This is a genomic window from Propionivibrio sp., assembly GCF_016790145.1.
In the GTDB taxonomy this organism is placed as follows: Bacteria; Pseudomonadota; Gammaproteobacteria; order Burkholderiales; family Rhodocyclaceae; genus Propionivibrio.
This window is the reverse complement of the sequence record NZ_JAEUOI010000035.1, coordinates 1-14,838: the sequence shown is the minus strand read 5'-3', so window position 1 is coordinate 14,838 and position 14,838 is coordinate 1. Positions and strand designations below refer to the sequence as shown.

The following is a 14,838-nucleotide window of genomic DNA, read 5'->3' as shown; positions in this document are numbered from 1 at the left end:
CTGCCGCTTTTTGCCCGTCTGTCGGCCGAGGAGCAGTCGCGCATTTTCAGGCCGCACAGCGGGCGGCGCATCGTGCTGGCGACCAACGTTGCCGAAACCTCGCTCACCGTGCCGGGCATTCGTTACGTGGTCGATTCCGGGCTGGCGCGCGTCAAGCGCTACTCCTATCGCAACAAGGTCGAACACTTGCAGATCGAGAAGATCGCCCAGGCTTCGGCCAACCAGCGGGCCGGGCGCTGCGGGCGGGTGGCGGCCGGGGTGTGCATTCGTTTGTATGACGAGCAGGAGTTCGGCCTGCGCCCGCCGTACGCCGACCCCGAAATCCTGCGCTCGTCGCTGGCCGGGGTGATTCTGCGAATGAAGTCGTTGCGCATCGGCGATGTCGAGGATTTCCCCTTCATCGAGGCACCGCCGCCAAAGGCGATCAGCGACGGTTACCAGCTCCTGCTCGAACTCGGCGCGGTGACCGAAGAGCACGCGCTGACATCGATCGGGCAGGAACTGGCGAAGATGCCGCTCGATCCACGCGTGGCGCGAATGATCGTCGCCGCACGCGAAGAGGGTTGTCTGCGCGAGATGCTGGTGATCGCTGCCGCGCTGACCGTGCAGGACCCGCGCGAGCGCCCGCAGGAGCGCCAGGGCAGTGCCGACGCCGCGCACCGGAAGTTCGCCGACGAGAAGTCGGAATTCCTTTCCTGGCTGAAGCTGTGGAACTGGTACGAGGCCGAGGTCGAGCACAAGAAATCGCAGCGCAAGCTGGTGCAGGCGTGTCACGAAAACTTCCTGTCAGCGCTGCGCATGCGCGAGTGGCGCGACATTCACAGCCAGTTGCACGGCCTCGCCGCCGAGCATGAATGGAAGGAGAACCAGATCCCCGCGAGCTACGAGGCGATTCACCGCGCGCTGCTCGCCGGCCTGCTCGGCAACATCGGCTGCAAGTCCGAGGATTCGGGGCATTACCTGGGCGCTCGCGGGATGAAGTTCCTGATCCATCCCGCTTCGCCGCTCAACAAGAAGGCCGGCAAGTGGATCGCTGCCGCCGAAATCGCCGAAACCACCCGGCTCTTTGCCCGCTGCGTGGCGCGAATCGAACCGGAGTGGCTGGAGAAGGTCGGCGCGCACCTGATCAAGCGGAGCTGGTTCGATCCGCACTGGGAGAAGAAGGCGATGCAGGTCGTCGCCTTCGAGCGTTCGACGCTTTACGGGATGATCGTCAATCCGAAAAAGCGGGTGAACTTCGGGCCGATGAATCCGCAGGAAGCGCGTGAAATCTTCATCCGCCAGGGGCTGGTCGGCGGCGAGATCAGCGAGGAGTATTCCCGGCGCTGGGACTTCTTCACGCACAACCACCAGTTGATGCTCGACATCGAAACGCTGGAACACAAGTCGCGACGCCCGGATGTGCTGGTCGACGACGAGCTGATTTTCGCTTTCTACGATCAGATCATTCCCGAGGGGCTGTACGACGGCGCCGGGTTCGACCACTGGCGGCGCGAGGCCGAGCGCGAGGATCCAGAATTACTTTATTTGCAACGCGAAGACCTGATGCGCCACGAAGCGGCCGGCGTTACCACCGAAGCCTTTCCGCACCAGATCAGGCTGGGGGGCGTCGAGTTTGCGCTGACTTACCTTTTTGAGCCCGGCAGCCCGCGCGATGGCGTGACGATGACGGTGCCGCTGGCGCAGCTCAACCAGATCCCGGCAGCGCGTTGCGAGTGGCTGGTGCCGGGTTTGCTCAAGGAAAAGGTCATCCAGCTCGTCAAGACACTGCCACAGAAGATTCGCTCGAAGCTGGTGCCGGTGCCGGAATTCGCCGCCGAATTTGTCGAGCAGGTGCAGCCCTCGGACAAAACGCTGGTGATGGCGCTGATCGCCTTCATCCTGCAATCGCGCGGACTCAATGCACGCGGCTGGGAGATTACGCCGGACGCCTTCCGCCCCGACGCGCTGCCGGCGCATTTCAGTTTCAACTTCAGACTGGTTGACGAGCATGAGCGTCAGCTTGGCCTGAGTCGCAGCCTGGCCGAGCTGCGCGGCGAGTGGGGCGGCAAAGCGAAGCAGGAATTCTCCGAGTTGCACGAAACCCCCTCGGAATATTCAGGGATGACCGACTGGAGTTTCGGCGAGTTACCCGAGCTGATGGAAGTTGAAATTGGAAACAGCGGCGGCAACAACGCGAACGGCCAACAAACGGTGCTCGGCTATCCCGGTCTTTCCGATGATGGCGAGAGCGTTTCGCTGTGCGTGTTCGATAGTGCCGAGGAAGCGCGCGCGGCGCATGCGCAGGGACTCCTGCGCTTGTTCATGCTGCAGTTTCGCGATCAGCTCAAATACTTCGAAAAGAACCTGCCGGGTCTGACGCAAATGGGCATGGCGTTCATGCCGCTGGGTTCTCTCGACGACCTGCGCCGGCAACTGATCGACCTCACCTTCGCGCGTGCCTGCCTGGCCGAGCCGTGGCCGGGCGATGCGCAGAGTTTCAAATTGCGCTGCGCTGAAGCCAAGTCACGGCTCGGCCTGCTGGCGCAGGAAATCTGCCGTCTGGTCGGCCAGATTCTCGCCGACTGGCAGGTGCTGCAGAAGAAACTGCCGGCCTTCAAAAGCCATGCGGCGGCGCTGCAGGATGTCGAGAAACAGCTTGGCCGTCTGCTGGGCAAGCGCTTCATTGCCGACACGCCCTTCGAGCGCCTGCAGCACTACCCCCGTTATCTCAAGGCCATTTCGCTGCGCCTCGACAAACTCAAGGCCGACCCGGTTCGCGATGCCCGTCTGCTGGCCGAATACGCACCGCTGTGGACGAACTACGAGCGACGTGCCATCGTACTGGCCAAGCAGGGCGTAGTCGATCCGCAGGTCGAGCAGTTCCGCTGGCTGCTCGAGGAATTGCGTGTGCAGCTCTTTGCCCAGGAACTGCGCACGCCGGCACCGGTGTCGAGCAAGCGGCTGCAGAAGATGTGGGAGGGAATTTGAACCTTGTGAACCTCTTTCAACTGTCAAAGGAGCCCTCTCGTGGGTGAAGTCATTCTGGCGCTGAAGCGCAGCCTGGTAACGCTCGGCCGCGGCCGGGTGTGGCTTTATATACTTGGGCCGGCGATTCTGGCCCTGATCGTGATGATCGCCCTTTCGCTCTTTCTGCTCGAAAGGCTGATCGCCCTGTTTGTCACGCAGCCGCCGATGAACTGGATCACCGACTGGGGGGCCTTGTGGCTGGCCAAGCTGCTGGCGGCGCTCGGCGGCTGGTTGCTGATTCTCTCCGCCAGTTACCTGGTGGCCATGGTGCTGACGGCGATCGTCGTTCTGCCGCTGCTCCTCGATCACCTGGCAGCTAGCGACTATCCCGAACTCGCGCGCATGGGAAAAGACAGCGTTGCCGCGGCGACCTGGAACAGCCTCTGGGCCGCCTTACTGTTCATTGTTGGCTGGCTGGTGACCCTGCCGCTGTGGCTGGTGCCGGGACTCGGGCTGATCCTGCCCTTCTTCTGGATGGCCTGGCTTAACCGCCGTACCTTTGCCTACGATTCTTTGGCGGTCCATGCGAGTGACAGGGAGTGGCACGAACTGCGGCGACAACTTGCGATGCCGCTGCTGGCGCTGGGGTTCGTCATGGCCTTGCTGACGCACATACCGTTCATGGGGCTGCTGGCGCCTTCGCTGGCGGCGCTGGCCTATGTTCACTTCTGTCTTGAGGCGCTACGCCGGTTGCGGCGCGGAGCCATCGTGACACTTATCGAAAAACCGGAGGTCCAGGCATGAACTTTGGTGCACTCATCATCGGCGACGAAATTCTTTCTGGCAAACGCGTCGACCAGCATTTCAAGAAGATTGTCAGTCTGCTTGCCGCGCGCGGTCTGCGGCTAAGCTGGGCCGAGTACCTGGGCGACGAGCGATCACGTATCGCGGCGACGCTGAAACGCAGCTTCGCGGCAGGCGACGTGGTGTTCAGTTTCGGCGGCATCGGCAACACGCCGGACGATCACACGCGGCAGGCCGCAGCCATAGCGCTGGGTGTCGATCTGGTACTGCATCCCGAGGCTGAACGCGAGTTGCACGTGCGCTTTGGCGATGACATCAACGATGCGCGTTTATTGCTCGCCACCTTTCCGCGCGGGGTCGACATCGTTCCCAATCCATTCAACCGCATTGCCGGGTTCTGCGTGCGCAACCACTATTTCCTGCCTGGCTTTCCGCAAATGGCGCATCCGATGGCCGAATGGGCGCTCGACACCTTCTACCCGCATCTGTTCAATCGCAAACCTGTAGTCGATCGGGCCTTGCTGCTCACCGGGCCGAAAGCCTACGAGAGCGCGCTCCTCGACCTCATGCAGCGCATCGTAGCCGACTATCCGGCGCTGCGACTGTTCAGTCTGCCGTCGATCGGCGAAGACGGCCAGCGCCGGCATCTGGAACTGGGCGTCGAGGGAGAATCTCTTGTGGTCGAACAGGTGATGGAAGAGATCCGTCAGGAGGTCGAGCGGCGCGGCATTACCTGGGCGTGGCGCGACTGATCGCGGAGGCGACGCAAAAACGACAAAACCCCGGTGACGGGGTTTTGTTTGTTACTCGAGCGTTGATTGACTGCCGCTCGGGCGTTGCGCTCAAGCGCAAGAATCAGGCGATCAAGAGCTTACTTTTTCTTGCCGGTGGTCGCCGAGCTAACTGCATTGACCGTCGCATTGCTCGCCGTAGCGATATTGGATTCGGTCATGTCAGCGGCTTGTTTGACGATATTTTTCATGTTGTCGAATGCCGAGTTGGCGGCTTCGAGTGCCGACTTGACCGCAGCAACGGCAACGTCCGAACCGGCCGGTGCGTTCTTGGCGGCTTTTTCCATCAGACTGGAAACCTGCTTCTGGAACTCGCCGAACTGGCTTTCGAGCAGCTTGGATACTTCTTCTTTGGTTTGCGCCGAAATTTCATAGAGGCTGCGGTTGTAGGCAACGATCTGTTCAACGGCCGGTTGGATCTGCGCCGCCGACAGCGACATGGCTTCACGCGGATCCTTGGCGCCGAGCATGGCCTTGGTGTTGGCCATGCCATCTTCAAGCATCGAGCGAGCTGTATTCAGGTTCAGGGCGGCGATACGTTCAGCACTGGCGAGCGCTGTGTTGGCGAGCGAAAGCATGGCATCGACGGAAGCTTTGTTGGCTGCGGCAAATTGTTCGGGGGTCGTGATCATGGTAAATCTCCTTGGTAATAAAACAGGGCATGTGCAATGTTTAACGAGTCAAGTGACTTGCTGCACTGCACCATAGACTCGATTATAGGCAACAAAACTGGTGTGTCAAGTCTTTTTTGATGCAGTGCAGCAATTATTTTCAGGAATGCTTGAAAATGGTACTGAAAACAGATCGGCTATTCGATTGCCACGATGAATACGCTGCGTGCCAGTTGGGCAAGTCGCCTACTCCCTCGGCTTCACTGTCTCTGATGGCTTGAGAGTCAGCGGCTCGCCTTTACTATCCTCGGGCGCCACGTTCTTTGCTTTGGGCTGAATGATCGCGCGCACACGCGCTTGCGCCTCACCGGTGGCGCTCTTGCTCTCGCCACGACCGTTGGTAGCGAGATACTTCTCGGTCAGCGCGTCGTAGGATATGAACTGCCCCTTGACTTCATCCTGCCCGCTCTTCACCCAGGCACGAACATAGAAATCTGTTTTTTCTGCACGCGCATCATGCTCGATACGCTCGCCTTCTCCCTCGAAGTATTCTTCGCTACCTTCACGCTTCTGGCGGAAGCGGGCCAGACCATTGGCGCCGCCGGTTGCCACACCTTTCTGGAAGCCGTCGGCATCCTGCGTGATGACCAACCTACTGGTACGAATTTGCATGGTTCCCTGAGTCAGGATGACATTGCCTTCGAAGACCTGGACCTTGTTGATATCGTCCATGCTGACGCGATCGGCCTCCAGATTGATCGGTTTTTCACGATCCGCTTTTTCGGCGTAGGCCGGTAACGAAAAGGTTACCAGCACTGAGGCGGCAACGAGACAGGCGTATTTTGGAGTCATGGCTTCTGCTTTTTGGCGTGTTTGCTTTCCAGTACGGCGAAGGCTTGGGATTCAAGGAGGTAGGTCTGCGCCCGGTTGTCCACCTGCATGCCGACACCTTTCATCCAGGATTTCCCCTGGGTGATCAGCACCGGGCTCTTGGTGAATGCCTTTTCGACGTCGGGCAGGACGGTGAGTTCGGGCGTGTAGGCCGTCAGTTCTTCATATTGCGCGGACGCCGAACGCCGGATGCGAACATTGTCGTACAAATCGACCTTCTCGCCGTCCTTGCTCATATGTCCGCGCTCCGCACTCATCGTTACCGGGGGCTTCCTGGCTTGAAAGTAGACAAGGTTCGGTTTGAGCATGTCGGTGCTTTCATCATCCGGATAGTGCCGGATATCGGTAGCGGACAAGGTATATTTCAACTGCCCGGACAGATCGATCTTGCGCAGGATGGCATCGGTAATGATGTAGTCCGGATCGTGTCGGAGTTTTCCATCGTGCTTCGTTTGCGGCAACTCGGTCGCGTAGCGCAGCCAGAAAGTCAGGCCGGTCAGGACCAGGAGCAGGCTCAGCGGGAAGAGTGCGCTGCCCCAGCGTTTCATGGTCTGATCACCGTCAGATAGGGAGCGAATACGGCATCGAGTTTGCCCTGGGCTTCAAGGATGAACTCACAGACTTCACGCACCGCGCCATGGCCGCCGGCCTGGCTTGAAATCAGCCGGGCATGGCGTTTGGCCAGGGCATGGCTGTCTGCCGGAGTGGCCGAGAAACCGCAGCCGTTCATCACCGGCAGATCGACCACATCGTCGCCCATGTAACCGGCCTCGTCAGCGCTGATGCCGAGTCTGGCGAGCAGGGTCTGCATCGTCTCCCATTTGTTCTCGATGCCCTGATAGAGCAGATCGATACCCAGATTCTGCATGCGCCACTCGACACAACTCGCTTTGCGACCGGTGATGATGGCCACGCTGAGGCCGGCTTTCTGCAGCATCTTCAGGCCAAGGCCGTCGCGCGAGTTGAAGGCTTTGATCTCGATTCCGTCATCGGTGAAAAAAAGCGCACCGTCGGTCAGCACGCCGTCGACGTCGAAAGCCATCAGCTTGAGGCGGCGCGCACGCGCCCTGATTTCATCGGCGGATTGCATCACAGGGCTTTGGCCTGAAAGAGGTCGTGCATGTTGAGGGCGCCAATCAGCCGCTCATCTGCGTCGACCACCGGGATCTGGTTGATCTTGTACTTTTCCATCATTTCGACGGCTTCGGCCGTCAGCTTCTCCGGGCCGATCAGGCGCGGCTTGCCGCTCATCACACTGGCTACGGTGAGGGCTTGCAGATCGAGATTTCTGACGATGGCGCGGCGCAGGTCGCCATCGGTGAAGATGCCCAGAACCTCCCGTTGCGGCGTGATGACAACGGTCATGCCGATTCCGCCGCGCGAGATTTCGCGGGTCGCCTCTGCGACACTGGCCTCGGGAAGAACGGTGGGAACGGCTTTCCCGGTGCGCATGACATCGCGAATCCTGGTCAGCAGTTGGCGGCCGAGCGAACCGCCGGGGTGCGAGCGCGCAAAATCTTCGGCGCCAAAGCCGCGCGCGTCGAGCAAGGCCACGGCCAGCGCATCGCCCAGCGCCAGTGCGGCTGTCGTACTGGCCGTTGGCGCCAGGTTGAGCGGGCAGGCCTCCTGGGCGACAGCGGCGTTGAGGTGAGCATCGGCTTCACGTGCGAGCGAGGATTCCGGGTTGCCTGTCATGGCGATCAGCTTGGCGCCCTGGCGTTTGATCGAAGGCAGGATGTTCAGCAACTCTGCACTTTCACCCGAGTTGGAGAGGACAATCAGAACGTCGTCGGCGGTGATCATCCCGAGGTCGCCGTGGCTGGCTTCGGCCGGATGGACAAAATAGGCGGGCGTTCCGGTGCTGGCCAGCGTCGAGGCAATCTTGCGCCCGATATGTCCGGATTTGCCGATACCACTGACGATGACGCGACCGTGGCAGTTGAGGATTAGCGACAGCGCACGCAGAAAGGCGCCGTCAATGCGGTCGATCAGCGCAAGAACGGCGTCGGCTTCGATGCGCAGTACCTGGCGCGCGAGGTCGAGTGCCTTGGGGGATGGCTGGGTTTGATTCATGAGTTTGTAGCGTGTAGCGGTTATGATGGAGTCGAGTATAGCAGAAGCCCCGTAGGCCTCTGCCTTGACCACTTGTCGAGCCGCAAGAGCGGTATTTGCAGGCATTTGCAGGTCGGGTTATGCCCCGTAGGAAATCCCCCTGAGGGACGCTTCGCTAACCCGCCCTACGCCCTCAATCGAATTTTTCTGGAAACAATGGAAACGCTGCCGATCATTCTGATATTGCTGGGCGCCTCGGTGCTGTCGGTTATTCTTTTCCGGCAGCTCAATCTGCCGCCCATTCTCGGTTATCTGCTGGTCGGCGCGCTGATCGGTCCGCATTCGCTCAATCTGGTCGCGGGGTTTGCGGGCGTTCAGCATCTGGCGGAGTTTGGCGTCGTCTTCCTGATGTTCTCGATCGGCCTCGAGTTTTCCCTGTCCAGGCTGCTGGCGATGAAGCGCATCGTCTTTGGGTTGGGCTTGCTGCAGGTGCTGGCAACCCTGCTCGTGGTCACCGCTTTAGCGGCCGGCCTCGGGCTGTCCTGGCAGGCGGGTGTGGCGCTTGGCGGTGCGCTGGCCATGTCCTCGACGGCGGTGCTGACCAAACTGCTCAGCGAACGGCTTGAGATTGACGCAGCGCACGGCCGTGAGGTGATCGGGGTGCTGCTTTTTCAGGATCTCGCGGTCGTTCCCCTGCTCATTCTGATCCCCTCGTTCTCTCAGTCGCCGGAGCAGATGGCGATGACCATGGGAATTGCCCTGCTCAAGGCGCTGGCTCTGCTTGCCTTCATCTTTCTGCTGGGCAAGCGTTTGCTGGGAAAATGGTTTTTTATCGTGGCGCACGGCAAGTCGGCCGAACTGTTTGTTCTCAACGTATTGCTGGTAACGCTTGGCCTGGCATGGCTTACCGAAGCGGTCGGCCTGTCGCTGGCGCTTGGGGCGTTTGTCGCCGGTATGCTGATTTCGGAAACCGAGTTCAGGCATCAGGTTGAAGAGGACATCAAGCCCTTCCGCGACGTTCTGCTCGGGCTCTTCTTCGTGACCGTCGGCATGATGCTTGACGTGGCGCTGGTTTCCGCCAATCTGCTGCTGGTGCTGGCCGTTCTTGTGGCGCTGCTGAGCCTGAAGTTTGCGCTGGTGTACGGCCTGTCCCGGCTGTTTGGCTCGTTCCCTGGCGCCGCCATGCGCTCCGGCCTGTGGTTGTGCGCCGGCGGCGAATTCGGCTTTGTGCTGCTCTCGGATATCGGGCAGTTCGCCGTGGCGCCTGCGCAAGTGGTTCAGGTCGTTCTTGCAGCGCTGGTGATTTCCATGCTGCTGGCGCCGATCATCGTGCATTACAGCGACCGTCTGGTATTGCGCTTTGCCGCCAGCGAATGGCTGATGCGCTCGATGCAACTGACCCGGGTGGCGGCGCAGGCGATGAGTACCGAAAAGCACGCAGTCATTTGCGGCTTCGGGCGTAGCGGGCAGTACCTGGCGCGCTTCATGGCGCAGGAGGATGTCTCCTACGTCGCGCTCGATCTCGACCCCGAACGTGTGCGCGAAGCGGCGGCGGCCGGCGAGAACGTCGTCTATGGCGACGCTACCAAGCGCGAAATGCTGGTGGCGGCGGGGATCGGCCGCGCCAGTGTGCTGGTTGTTTCTTTCCTTGACCGGCGTGCGGCCGAACGGGTGTTGCGCCAGGTCCAGGAACTGGCTCCGGGCTTGCCGGTGGTCGTACGCACCCTCGACGAAAAGGATTTGGGGCGCTTGCAGCGCGCCGGTGCCGCCGAGGTAGTGCCGGAAACGCTGGAGGCCAGCATGATGCTCGCCTCGCATGCACTGATTCACCTCGGCGTTCCGATCAACCGGGTGCTCAAGCGGGTCCGCCAGACGCGGATGGCGCGCTATCGTACCTTGCGCGGCTTTTTCCATGGCGACAGCGATCATGACGAGAATGTGCACGACAGCGACGAACCGCGCCTGCATTCGATTTCTCTGGGCAAGGGCGCTTACGCCATCGGGCGAACGCTGGGCGAACTGGCGATCGATGGGCGCGGCGTCGAGGTCACGGCGGTACGTCGGCGCAATATCCGCGCGCTCGAACCGACGGCAGAAACGCGCTTCGAAGCGGGTGATGTGGTGGTGCTGCTTGGCGTACCGGGCGCGCTGGCGACGGCTGAGTCAAGACTGCTCAAGGGTTGATTAGCCAATCAACGAAAAAGCCCGCTGAAGCGGGCTTTCCATCAAGCCATTATTCCTCAGTACGACGAGCAGACCGTGTACAGATTGGCGTCGTCTGCGACTGTCAGCGCAGCCGGGAAAGCGGTGTTAGTCGCGCAGCCGTTAGCTGCTAGGCTCTGGCAAATCACGCGGATATTACCTGAATTTGTTACGCCGTCGTCCATCGCCAGATCCAGTTGGCGAACAAACCGCCCCTGGATGCCTGTCGAGCAAACGAAGTAGTTTCCCGTCCAGCCCGTAACGGGAGCCACTCCAGTAATGCCCACGAGCCCGGATTCGGCATTGCGCGGGTTGTATTCAGTAGAATTCATATCCGTCGAGCCGCTCGCCAAATTGGCTACGCGAACGTGCAGCCAGAAATGGCAGGCTTCTGAAGTGCAGGCGCCGGCAGTGGGTACATCATTCCAGTTACCTTCAATACGGCCATTGCCGTTACCGACCGTACCGACGGCAACGCCGATATGTGTATCAGCATTGCGGTCGTCACCCGGCAGGGCGCGGAATTTGTCCTGGTAGGCGTAAACAAAGGTCGGAATGGTACGGAAATCGTTGGCCAGGTTCTTCACTTTCGCGCTGTTGATCAGTTCCTGGCCCTTCAGCACACCACCGAGAAGCAGGCCGATGATGACGAGTACAATGGCAATTTCTACCAGCGTGAAACCCGATTGTTGTTTGTTCATTTTTTTATCCCGGTTGTGACATTTGTGCCCGTTGAAACAAAGCATATTACGTGCCAAGTTTATTTAGCTCTGATCTCCGGCTTTGAGCGCAGTTGTGTCGATATTTCGACACATGTGTCGAGGATTGCACTGTCATCATGGCCTGATGACGGTCTTCAGACAGTTTTAGGAATCAGCGCATGATTGAGTTATGGCGTCTCGGCCTTTTCCTGAGAGAGCGGCAGCGCTGGGTGCTGATTGCGCTGCTGGTGGTTCTACATCTGACCTTGCTGGCTGGCGCGAACAGGGCATTGAGCCTGATGTGCTGGCTGGTCGATGTCGGCTTGTTCCTGCTCTGGCAACCCTTCATTCAGGCCGAGCACAAACTAGGTAGCGGTGCGCTGTTGTTGATCGGTGTGGCTCTGTTAGGCGGTGCGTGGTTATTTGGCTGGTGGTTGCTGATTCTCTGGGTAGTTATTCTGGCCGCATTGCTCGGCGGTCGTGTATTACTGCTTGGCCATCGACCAACGCGTATTTTTTACCTGCTGTCCTTCGCCTATCTGTTGTGCGCGCTGCTGGTCTGGCTGGTACCCAGGGTGGTGCCGGACACGGCGCTGATTGGCCCTTCGCTGGATCTTGAATTTGCCTGGTCGGCACCGCTGCTTTTTATTGCCATGCTGCTGATTCCTCGCCCGCGCGAGATTCAGATGCCGAGTAGCGGCACAGTTGATTTTTTCTACAGCCTGTTCATCTTTCTACTGATTTCCGTGCTGGTGCTCGGCAGCCTGGCCTTCATGCTGTTGCGTGAGTCCTTGTATATCGAGGCGGTCTTCAAGACATTGGTATTGATGGCCTCCATGCTCTTGTTGATTGCCTGGGCGTGGAATCCGCGACCCGGTTTCAGTGGCCTCGGGGTGTTTCTTTCCAAGTATCTACTGACGATTGGTTTACCTTTTGAGACCTGGTTGCAGCAGTTGATGGAATGCGCGGAGCAGGAGAGTGATCCCGAGAAGTTTTTGTACGCCGCGTTTGAGCGCATGCTTGCGCTGCCCTGGGTCACCGGGGGAGCCTGGTTTCCCGCCAGCGGGGCGGAGTCAGGAACGGGCCATTTTGGTCAGGAGTCGATCTTTCGCCATGATTTTCCCAATCAGCCGTTGGTAATAGCCCTCTATACGCGGCACAAGCTGAGCCCCTCTCTGGTTTGGCATTTCCATTTGCTGGCCCAATTGACCAACGAGTATTACATCGCCAAGCAGCGTGCCCGCGAGTTGCAGCAGATGAGTTACCTGCGTGCAGTGCATGAGACCGGTGCCCGATTGACGCACGATGTGAAAAACCTGCTGCAGTCCATGAACAACCTCTGCTACATGGCACAGGTGCCGGGAGAAATTGACGCGGCGCGCCTGACTCAGTTGCTGCAGCGGCAATTACCGCAGATTACCCAGCGACTGCAACAAACACTGGAGAAGTTGCAGGCGCCGCAAACACCTCAAGCTGAGGTTGATGGTGCGCAGAGGCTTGTTCTAGCCGAAGTGTGGTGGGACGTGTTGCAGCAGCGCTATGCGCATGACGAAATTATTTTTAGCCCGGTGGTGCTCGACAATGCAGTTCGCTTGCCGGCAGCACTCTTTGACAGTGTGGCGGACAATCTTCTGCACAACGCGCTACTCAAGCGTCAAGGCGAGAGCGGTCTGGCAATACGTTTCACGCTTGCGGCGGATGCCGCGTATTTCACAGTGTGCGACAGCGGGAGTGTCGTGCGCAAGGAGATAACAAATGATCTGCTGCGAGCTCCGGTACCCTCGGAGAACGGCTTGGGAATCGGGCTTTACCACGCCGCAAGACAGGCCGAGGCTTACGGGTATGAGCTCAGGCTGGCCAGCAATGCGGCCGGGCAGGTCTGCTTCGAGTTGCGGAGCAGACGCTGATGGCGTCGTGGGGGCAGTATTGATTATCGAGCTCATCGCCGGGCAGAGCCACGGCTTGGGCTTTTTGAGGCTCGAGCAGACCCCGCTCATCGGCACCAGCGCTCGAAGGCTGTGAAAAAATCAAAAAATCACCGCAAAGTTGGAAAGAAATCGCAAAGTTAACACATTTTTTTAAACGTATTCTTTGCGTCACCTTTGTTACTTTGCGCCTCTGCGGTGGGGGTTAAAGAATTTTTTCACAAGCTCTCAAGGACTCGGTTTTCCATACCGCGGAACTTCAGAGCAGCGCCTACTCTGAATCAATTATCCTGGGCCAAAGTGTCCACAATGTTGTGGCAATGACAAGTCCTGAAATGACATCCACAGCCCAATCCATGACATCCGCATTGCGGTAGGGGAAAAAGCTTTGCACATACTCGTCCAAAGCCCCCATCGCCATGATTGTGAATACAGACTTGACCGCCCGTTCAGATCGGTTTCCCTTGTTGCCTGAAAAAAGAAGCACGGTAAGAATTGAATAGGCAACGGAATGCAGCGCCCCTCCTGATGCATACTGACCAATATCGACTCGTGCGCCTGGAATGGATCCCAGGATGAGAATCAACAGGTAAAGGGCGATGGCGCAGCGATAACTGAGTCTCTGAAATTTTGGTACAAGAAAGATACTGGCGATGAAAGCACGCATTACATGGCCAACTCGATCATCTCGGGCTTGATCGGCAGTTTGTACCAATCCCGAATCGCCTCGCTTGGCTTGACGTAAGGAAAGTTTTTGCTGCGACCCATACCGTATCTCCGGCTTGCTGACCTCGTCGGCATTGAGCAGCTTGTCATTGCTTGTTCTCTGGTGCATGTTGCCTCTTTTTAAGGGCGCTGGGAGCAACAGGGGGCAACGAACACCAGAAAGCACCTAGCCCAACCATGGGAGTTGGGCTAGGTGCTTGAATCATTGGCAGTCGCTCACTCGAAAAATGCATTGAGAAGCCCTAAAATCAACAATCCGCATTAATCAATATCTATAGTTACTGTCAAAGTTACTGTCATATCTCGCCCCTGCCCTTCTGTCACATCAAATTTACGGCAAAAACCAGATAGGACGTCTCCGGCAATCCATCACTTGCCCACAACCTTAGCACCTCACCCTGAAACTTGCCCGGCTAAATTTTCACCTTCTAGCCCAGCATCTTCCACTATGAGGATTTTCATAGCCCACCGAAGTCGAACGGACACGCCAATATTCCGGACTCTCATGTCAGGCTACCCAAGTCTGGGCGCATTCGAGCCCAACACAGATATGTTCCAATAATTCGGCACTTGTTTTCATTCGACGAATATATGGAACATACTTTTTCAACTATGCGCCGTGACACCCACACCTAACGCGTCCTTGATCTGTGTTGAGCAAAACAAGCAGGTACCGTTAGTCACGTCGCCGGTTGATTTCGTGCTCAAGTTTCTCGACGGCGTTAAGTACGTCAGAGAATTCCGGCACCTCACCAAAAATCATTCCGAGCATTGCCTGATAGTCTCGCCTGAGCGCATCGACCATTCCGGCGGTCGGCGTGATGGCAAATGTACCTGGCCGGGCACTCAGCAAGTCCAAATCTGGACTGTTGAAAAACATCAGTGCGTGGCGGGCACAGTCCAATGCCAGGGCATGATTTGCAGCAGCGCTTCGGCCCACTGCAGAGTGGATCAATTTGTAGATGTCGTAGTAGTGCCGGGAAACGCGATGACCGTGCTGTCGTAGCGCGCCCCGGTTGTCATGCCAACGGCGCAGGCCGTGCAAGATCACAACTTTGTCCCAGAATGTGCGCTCAGCATCAATGGTGACAACGCCCGGCACAGCGAAATTAGCCGACGGCATGTCGTCAGAGACATAGGGTTGAATGATCGCAGCGCGGTGCGGGTCGAGCGCCGATTTGGCTCC

At 58.6% G+C, this 14,838-nt stretch carries 13 protein-coding genes; 5 read left to right on the top strand and 8 right to left on the bottom strand.

The window, feature by feature from the left end:
* The 3 genes from hrpA to JNM42_RS03645 all read left to right on the top strand — a co-directional run.
* A partial coding sequence (gene hrpA, locus JNM42_RS03655; protein ID WP_294266327.1) for an ATP-dependent RNA helicase HrpA occupies positions 1 to 2,970 on the top strand: 2,970 nt, incomplete at its 5' end.
* A gap of 39 nt (positions 2,971 to 3,009) precedes the next feature.
* Positions 3,010 to 3,753, top strand: coding sequence for an EI24 domain-containing protein (locus JNM42_RS03650; protein WP_294266326.1), 744 nt, complete (start codon positions 3,010 to 3,012; stop codon positions 3,751 to 3,753).
* The gene (locus JNM42_RS03645) at positions 3,750 to 4,505 is read left to right on the top strand and encodes a molybdopterin-binding protein (RefSeq protein ID WP_294266323.1); all 756 of its coding nucleotides are present in this window, start codon (positions 3,750 to 3,752) and stop codon (positions 4,503 to 4,505) included. Before JNM42_RS03650 ends, JNM42_RS03645 begins: the two co-directional genes overlap by 4 nt.
* A gap of 119 nt (positions 4,506 to 4,624) precedes the next feature.
* Here JNM42_RS03645 and JNM42_RS03640 read toward each other — a convergent pair whose 3' ends face one another.
* The 5 genes from JNM42_RS03640 to JNM42_RS03620 form a co-directional block, all read right to left on the bottom strand.
* Positions 4,625 to 5,176 carry a phasin family protein gene (locus JNM42_RS03640; RefSeq protein WP_294266320.1) on the bottom strand — a complete coding sequence of 184 codons (552 nt, stop codon included), beginning with the start codon at positions 5,174 to 5,176 and terminating at the stop codon, positions 4,625 to 4,627.
* A 225-nt stretch (positions 5,177 to 5,401) separates the two neighbouring features.
* A complete protein-coding gene (gene lptA / locus JNM42_RS03635) occupies positions 5,402 to 6,007 on the bottom strand; it encodes a lipopolysaccharide transport periplasmic protein LptA (RefSeq protein WP_294266317.1) in 606 nt (201 codons plus the stop codon).
* Complete coding sequence (gene lptC, locus JNM42_RS03630) at positions 6,004 to 6,594, bottom strand: LPS export ABC transporter periplasmic protein LptC (RefSeq protein WP_294266312.1); 591 nt, start codon at positions 6,592 to 6,594, stop codon at positions 6,004 to 6,006. Before lptC ends, lptA begins: the two co-directional genes overlap by 4 nt.
* Positions 6,591 to 7,136 carry a phenylphosphate carboxylase subunit delta gene (locus tag JNM42_RS03625; RefSeq protein ID WP_294266309.1) on the bottom strand — a complete coding sequence of 182 codons (546 nt, stop codon included), beginning with the start codon at positions 7,134 to 7,136 and terminating at the stop codon, positions 6,591 to 6,593. Before JNM42_RS03625 ends, lptC begins: the two co-directional genes overlap by 4 nt.
* Positions 7,136 to 8,119, bottom strand: a complete 984-nt coding sequence (locus JNM42_RS03620) for a KpsF/GutQ family sugar-phosphate isomerase (RefSeq protein WP_294266306.1) — start codon at positions 8,117 to 8,119, stop codon at positions 7,136 to 7,138. The genes JNM42_RS03625 and JNM42_RS03620 overlap by 1 nt, the downstream gene beginning before the upstream one ends.
* A 195-nt stretch (positions 8,120 to 8,314) precedes the next feature.
* Here JNM42_RS03620 and JNM42_RS03615 point away from each other — a divergent pair, with 195 nt between their 5' ends.
* Positions 8,315 to 10,282, top strand: a complete 1,968-nt coding sequence (locus tag JNM42_RS03615; RefSeq protein WP_294266303.1) for a monovalent cation:proton antiporter family protein — start codon at positions 8,315 to 8,317, stop codon at positions 10,280 to 10,282.
* Positions 10,283 to 10,338: 56 nt separating this feature from the next.
* Here the strand turns inward: JNM42_RS03615 and JNM42_RS03610 are convergent, their stop codons facing one another.
* Positions 10,339 to 11,058, bottom strand: a complete 720-nt coding sequence (locus JNM42_RS03610) for a prepilin-type N-terminal cleavage/methylation domain-containing protein (RefSeq protein ID WP_294266299.1) — start codon at positions 11,056 to 11,058, stop codon at positions 10,339 to 10,341.
* 122 nt (positions 11,059 to 11,180) lie between these two features.
* Between JNM42_RS03610 and JNM42_RS03605 the strand changes: the two genes are divergently transcribed.
* Positions 11,181 to 12,908: a hypothetical protein gene (locus JNM42_RS03605; RefSeq protein WP_294266297.1), complete on the top strand. Its 1,728-nt coding sequence runs from the start codon at positions 11,181 to 11,183 to the stop codon at positions 12,906 to 12,908.
* A gap of 289 nt (positions 12,909 to 13,197) precedes the next feature.
* On the opposite strand, the gene JNM42_RS03600 is transcribed toward JNM42_RS03605, so the two are convergent.
* Both JNM42_RS03600 and JNM42_RS03595 read right to left on the bottom strand, forming a co-directional pair.
* Entirely contained in the window at positions 13,198 to 13,761 is a 564-nt protein-coding gene (locus tag JNM42_RS03600) for a VanZ family protein (RefSeq protein ID WP_294266295.1), read from the bottom strand.
* Between the two features lie 567 nt (positions 13,762 to 14,328).
* Positions 14,329 to 14,838: nucleotidyl transferase AbiEii/AbiGii toxin family protein (locus JNM42_RS03595; protein WP_294266292.1), on the bottom strand; the 510-nt coding region annotated here is incomplete at its 5' end.

Bases quoted from the DNA above. Each gene is read 5' to 3' on its own strand.
- JNM42_RS03620 (WP_294266306.1), bottom strand. From the start codon at position 8,119: ATGAATCAAACCCAGCCATCCCCCAAGGCACTCGACCTCGCGCGCCAG.
- JNM42_RS03605 (WP_294266297.1), top strand. From the start codon at position 11,181: ATGATTGAGTTATGGCGTCTCGGCCTTTTCCTGAGAGAGCGGCAGCGC.
- JNM42_RS03600 (WP_294266295.1), bottom strand. From the start codon at position 13,761: ATGCACCAGAGAACAAGCAATGACAAGCTGCTCAATGCCGACGAGGTC.
- JNM42_RS03645 (WP_294266323.1), top strand. From the start codon at position 3,750: ATGAACTTTGGTGCACTCATCATCGGCGACGAAATTCTTTCTGGCAAA.
- JNM42_RS03615 (WP_294266303.1), top strand. From the start codon at position 8,315: ATGGAAACGCTGCCGATCATTCTGATATTGCTGGGCGCCTCGGTGCTG.
- lptA (WP_294266317.1), bottom strand. From the start codon at position 6,007: ATGACTCCAAAATACGCCTGTCTCGTTGCCGCCTCAGTGCTGGTAACC.
- JNM42_RS03640 (WP_294266320.1), bottom strand. From the start codon at position 5,176: ATGATCACGACCCCCGAACAATTTGCCGCAGCCAACAAAGCTTCCGTC.
- JNM42_RS03625 (WP_294266309.1), bottom strand. From the start codon at position 7,136: ATGCAATCCGCCGATGAAATCAGGGCGCGTGCGCGCCGCCTCAAGCTG.
- lptC (WP_294266312.1), bottom strand. From the start codon at position 6,594: ATGAAACGCTGGGGCAGCGCACTCTTCCCGCTGAGCCTGCTCCTGGTC.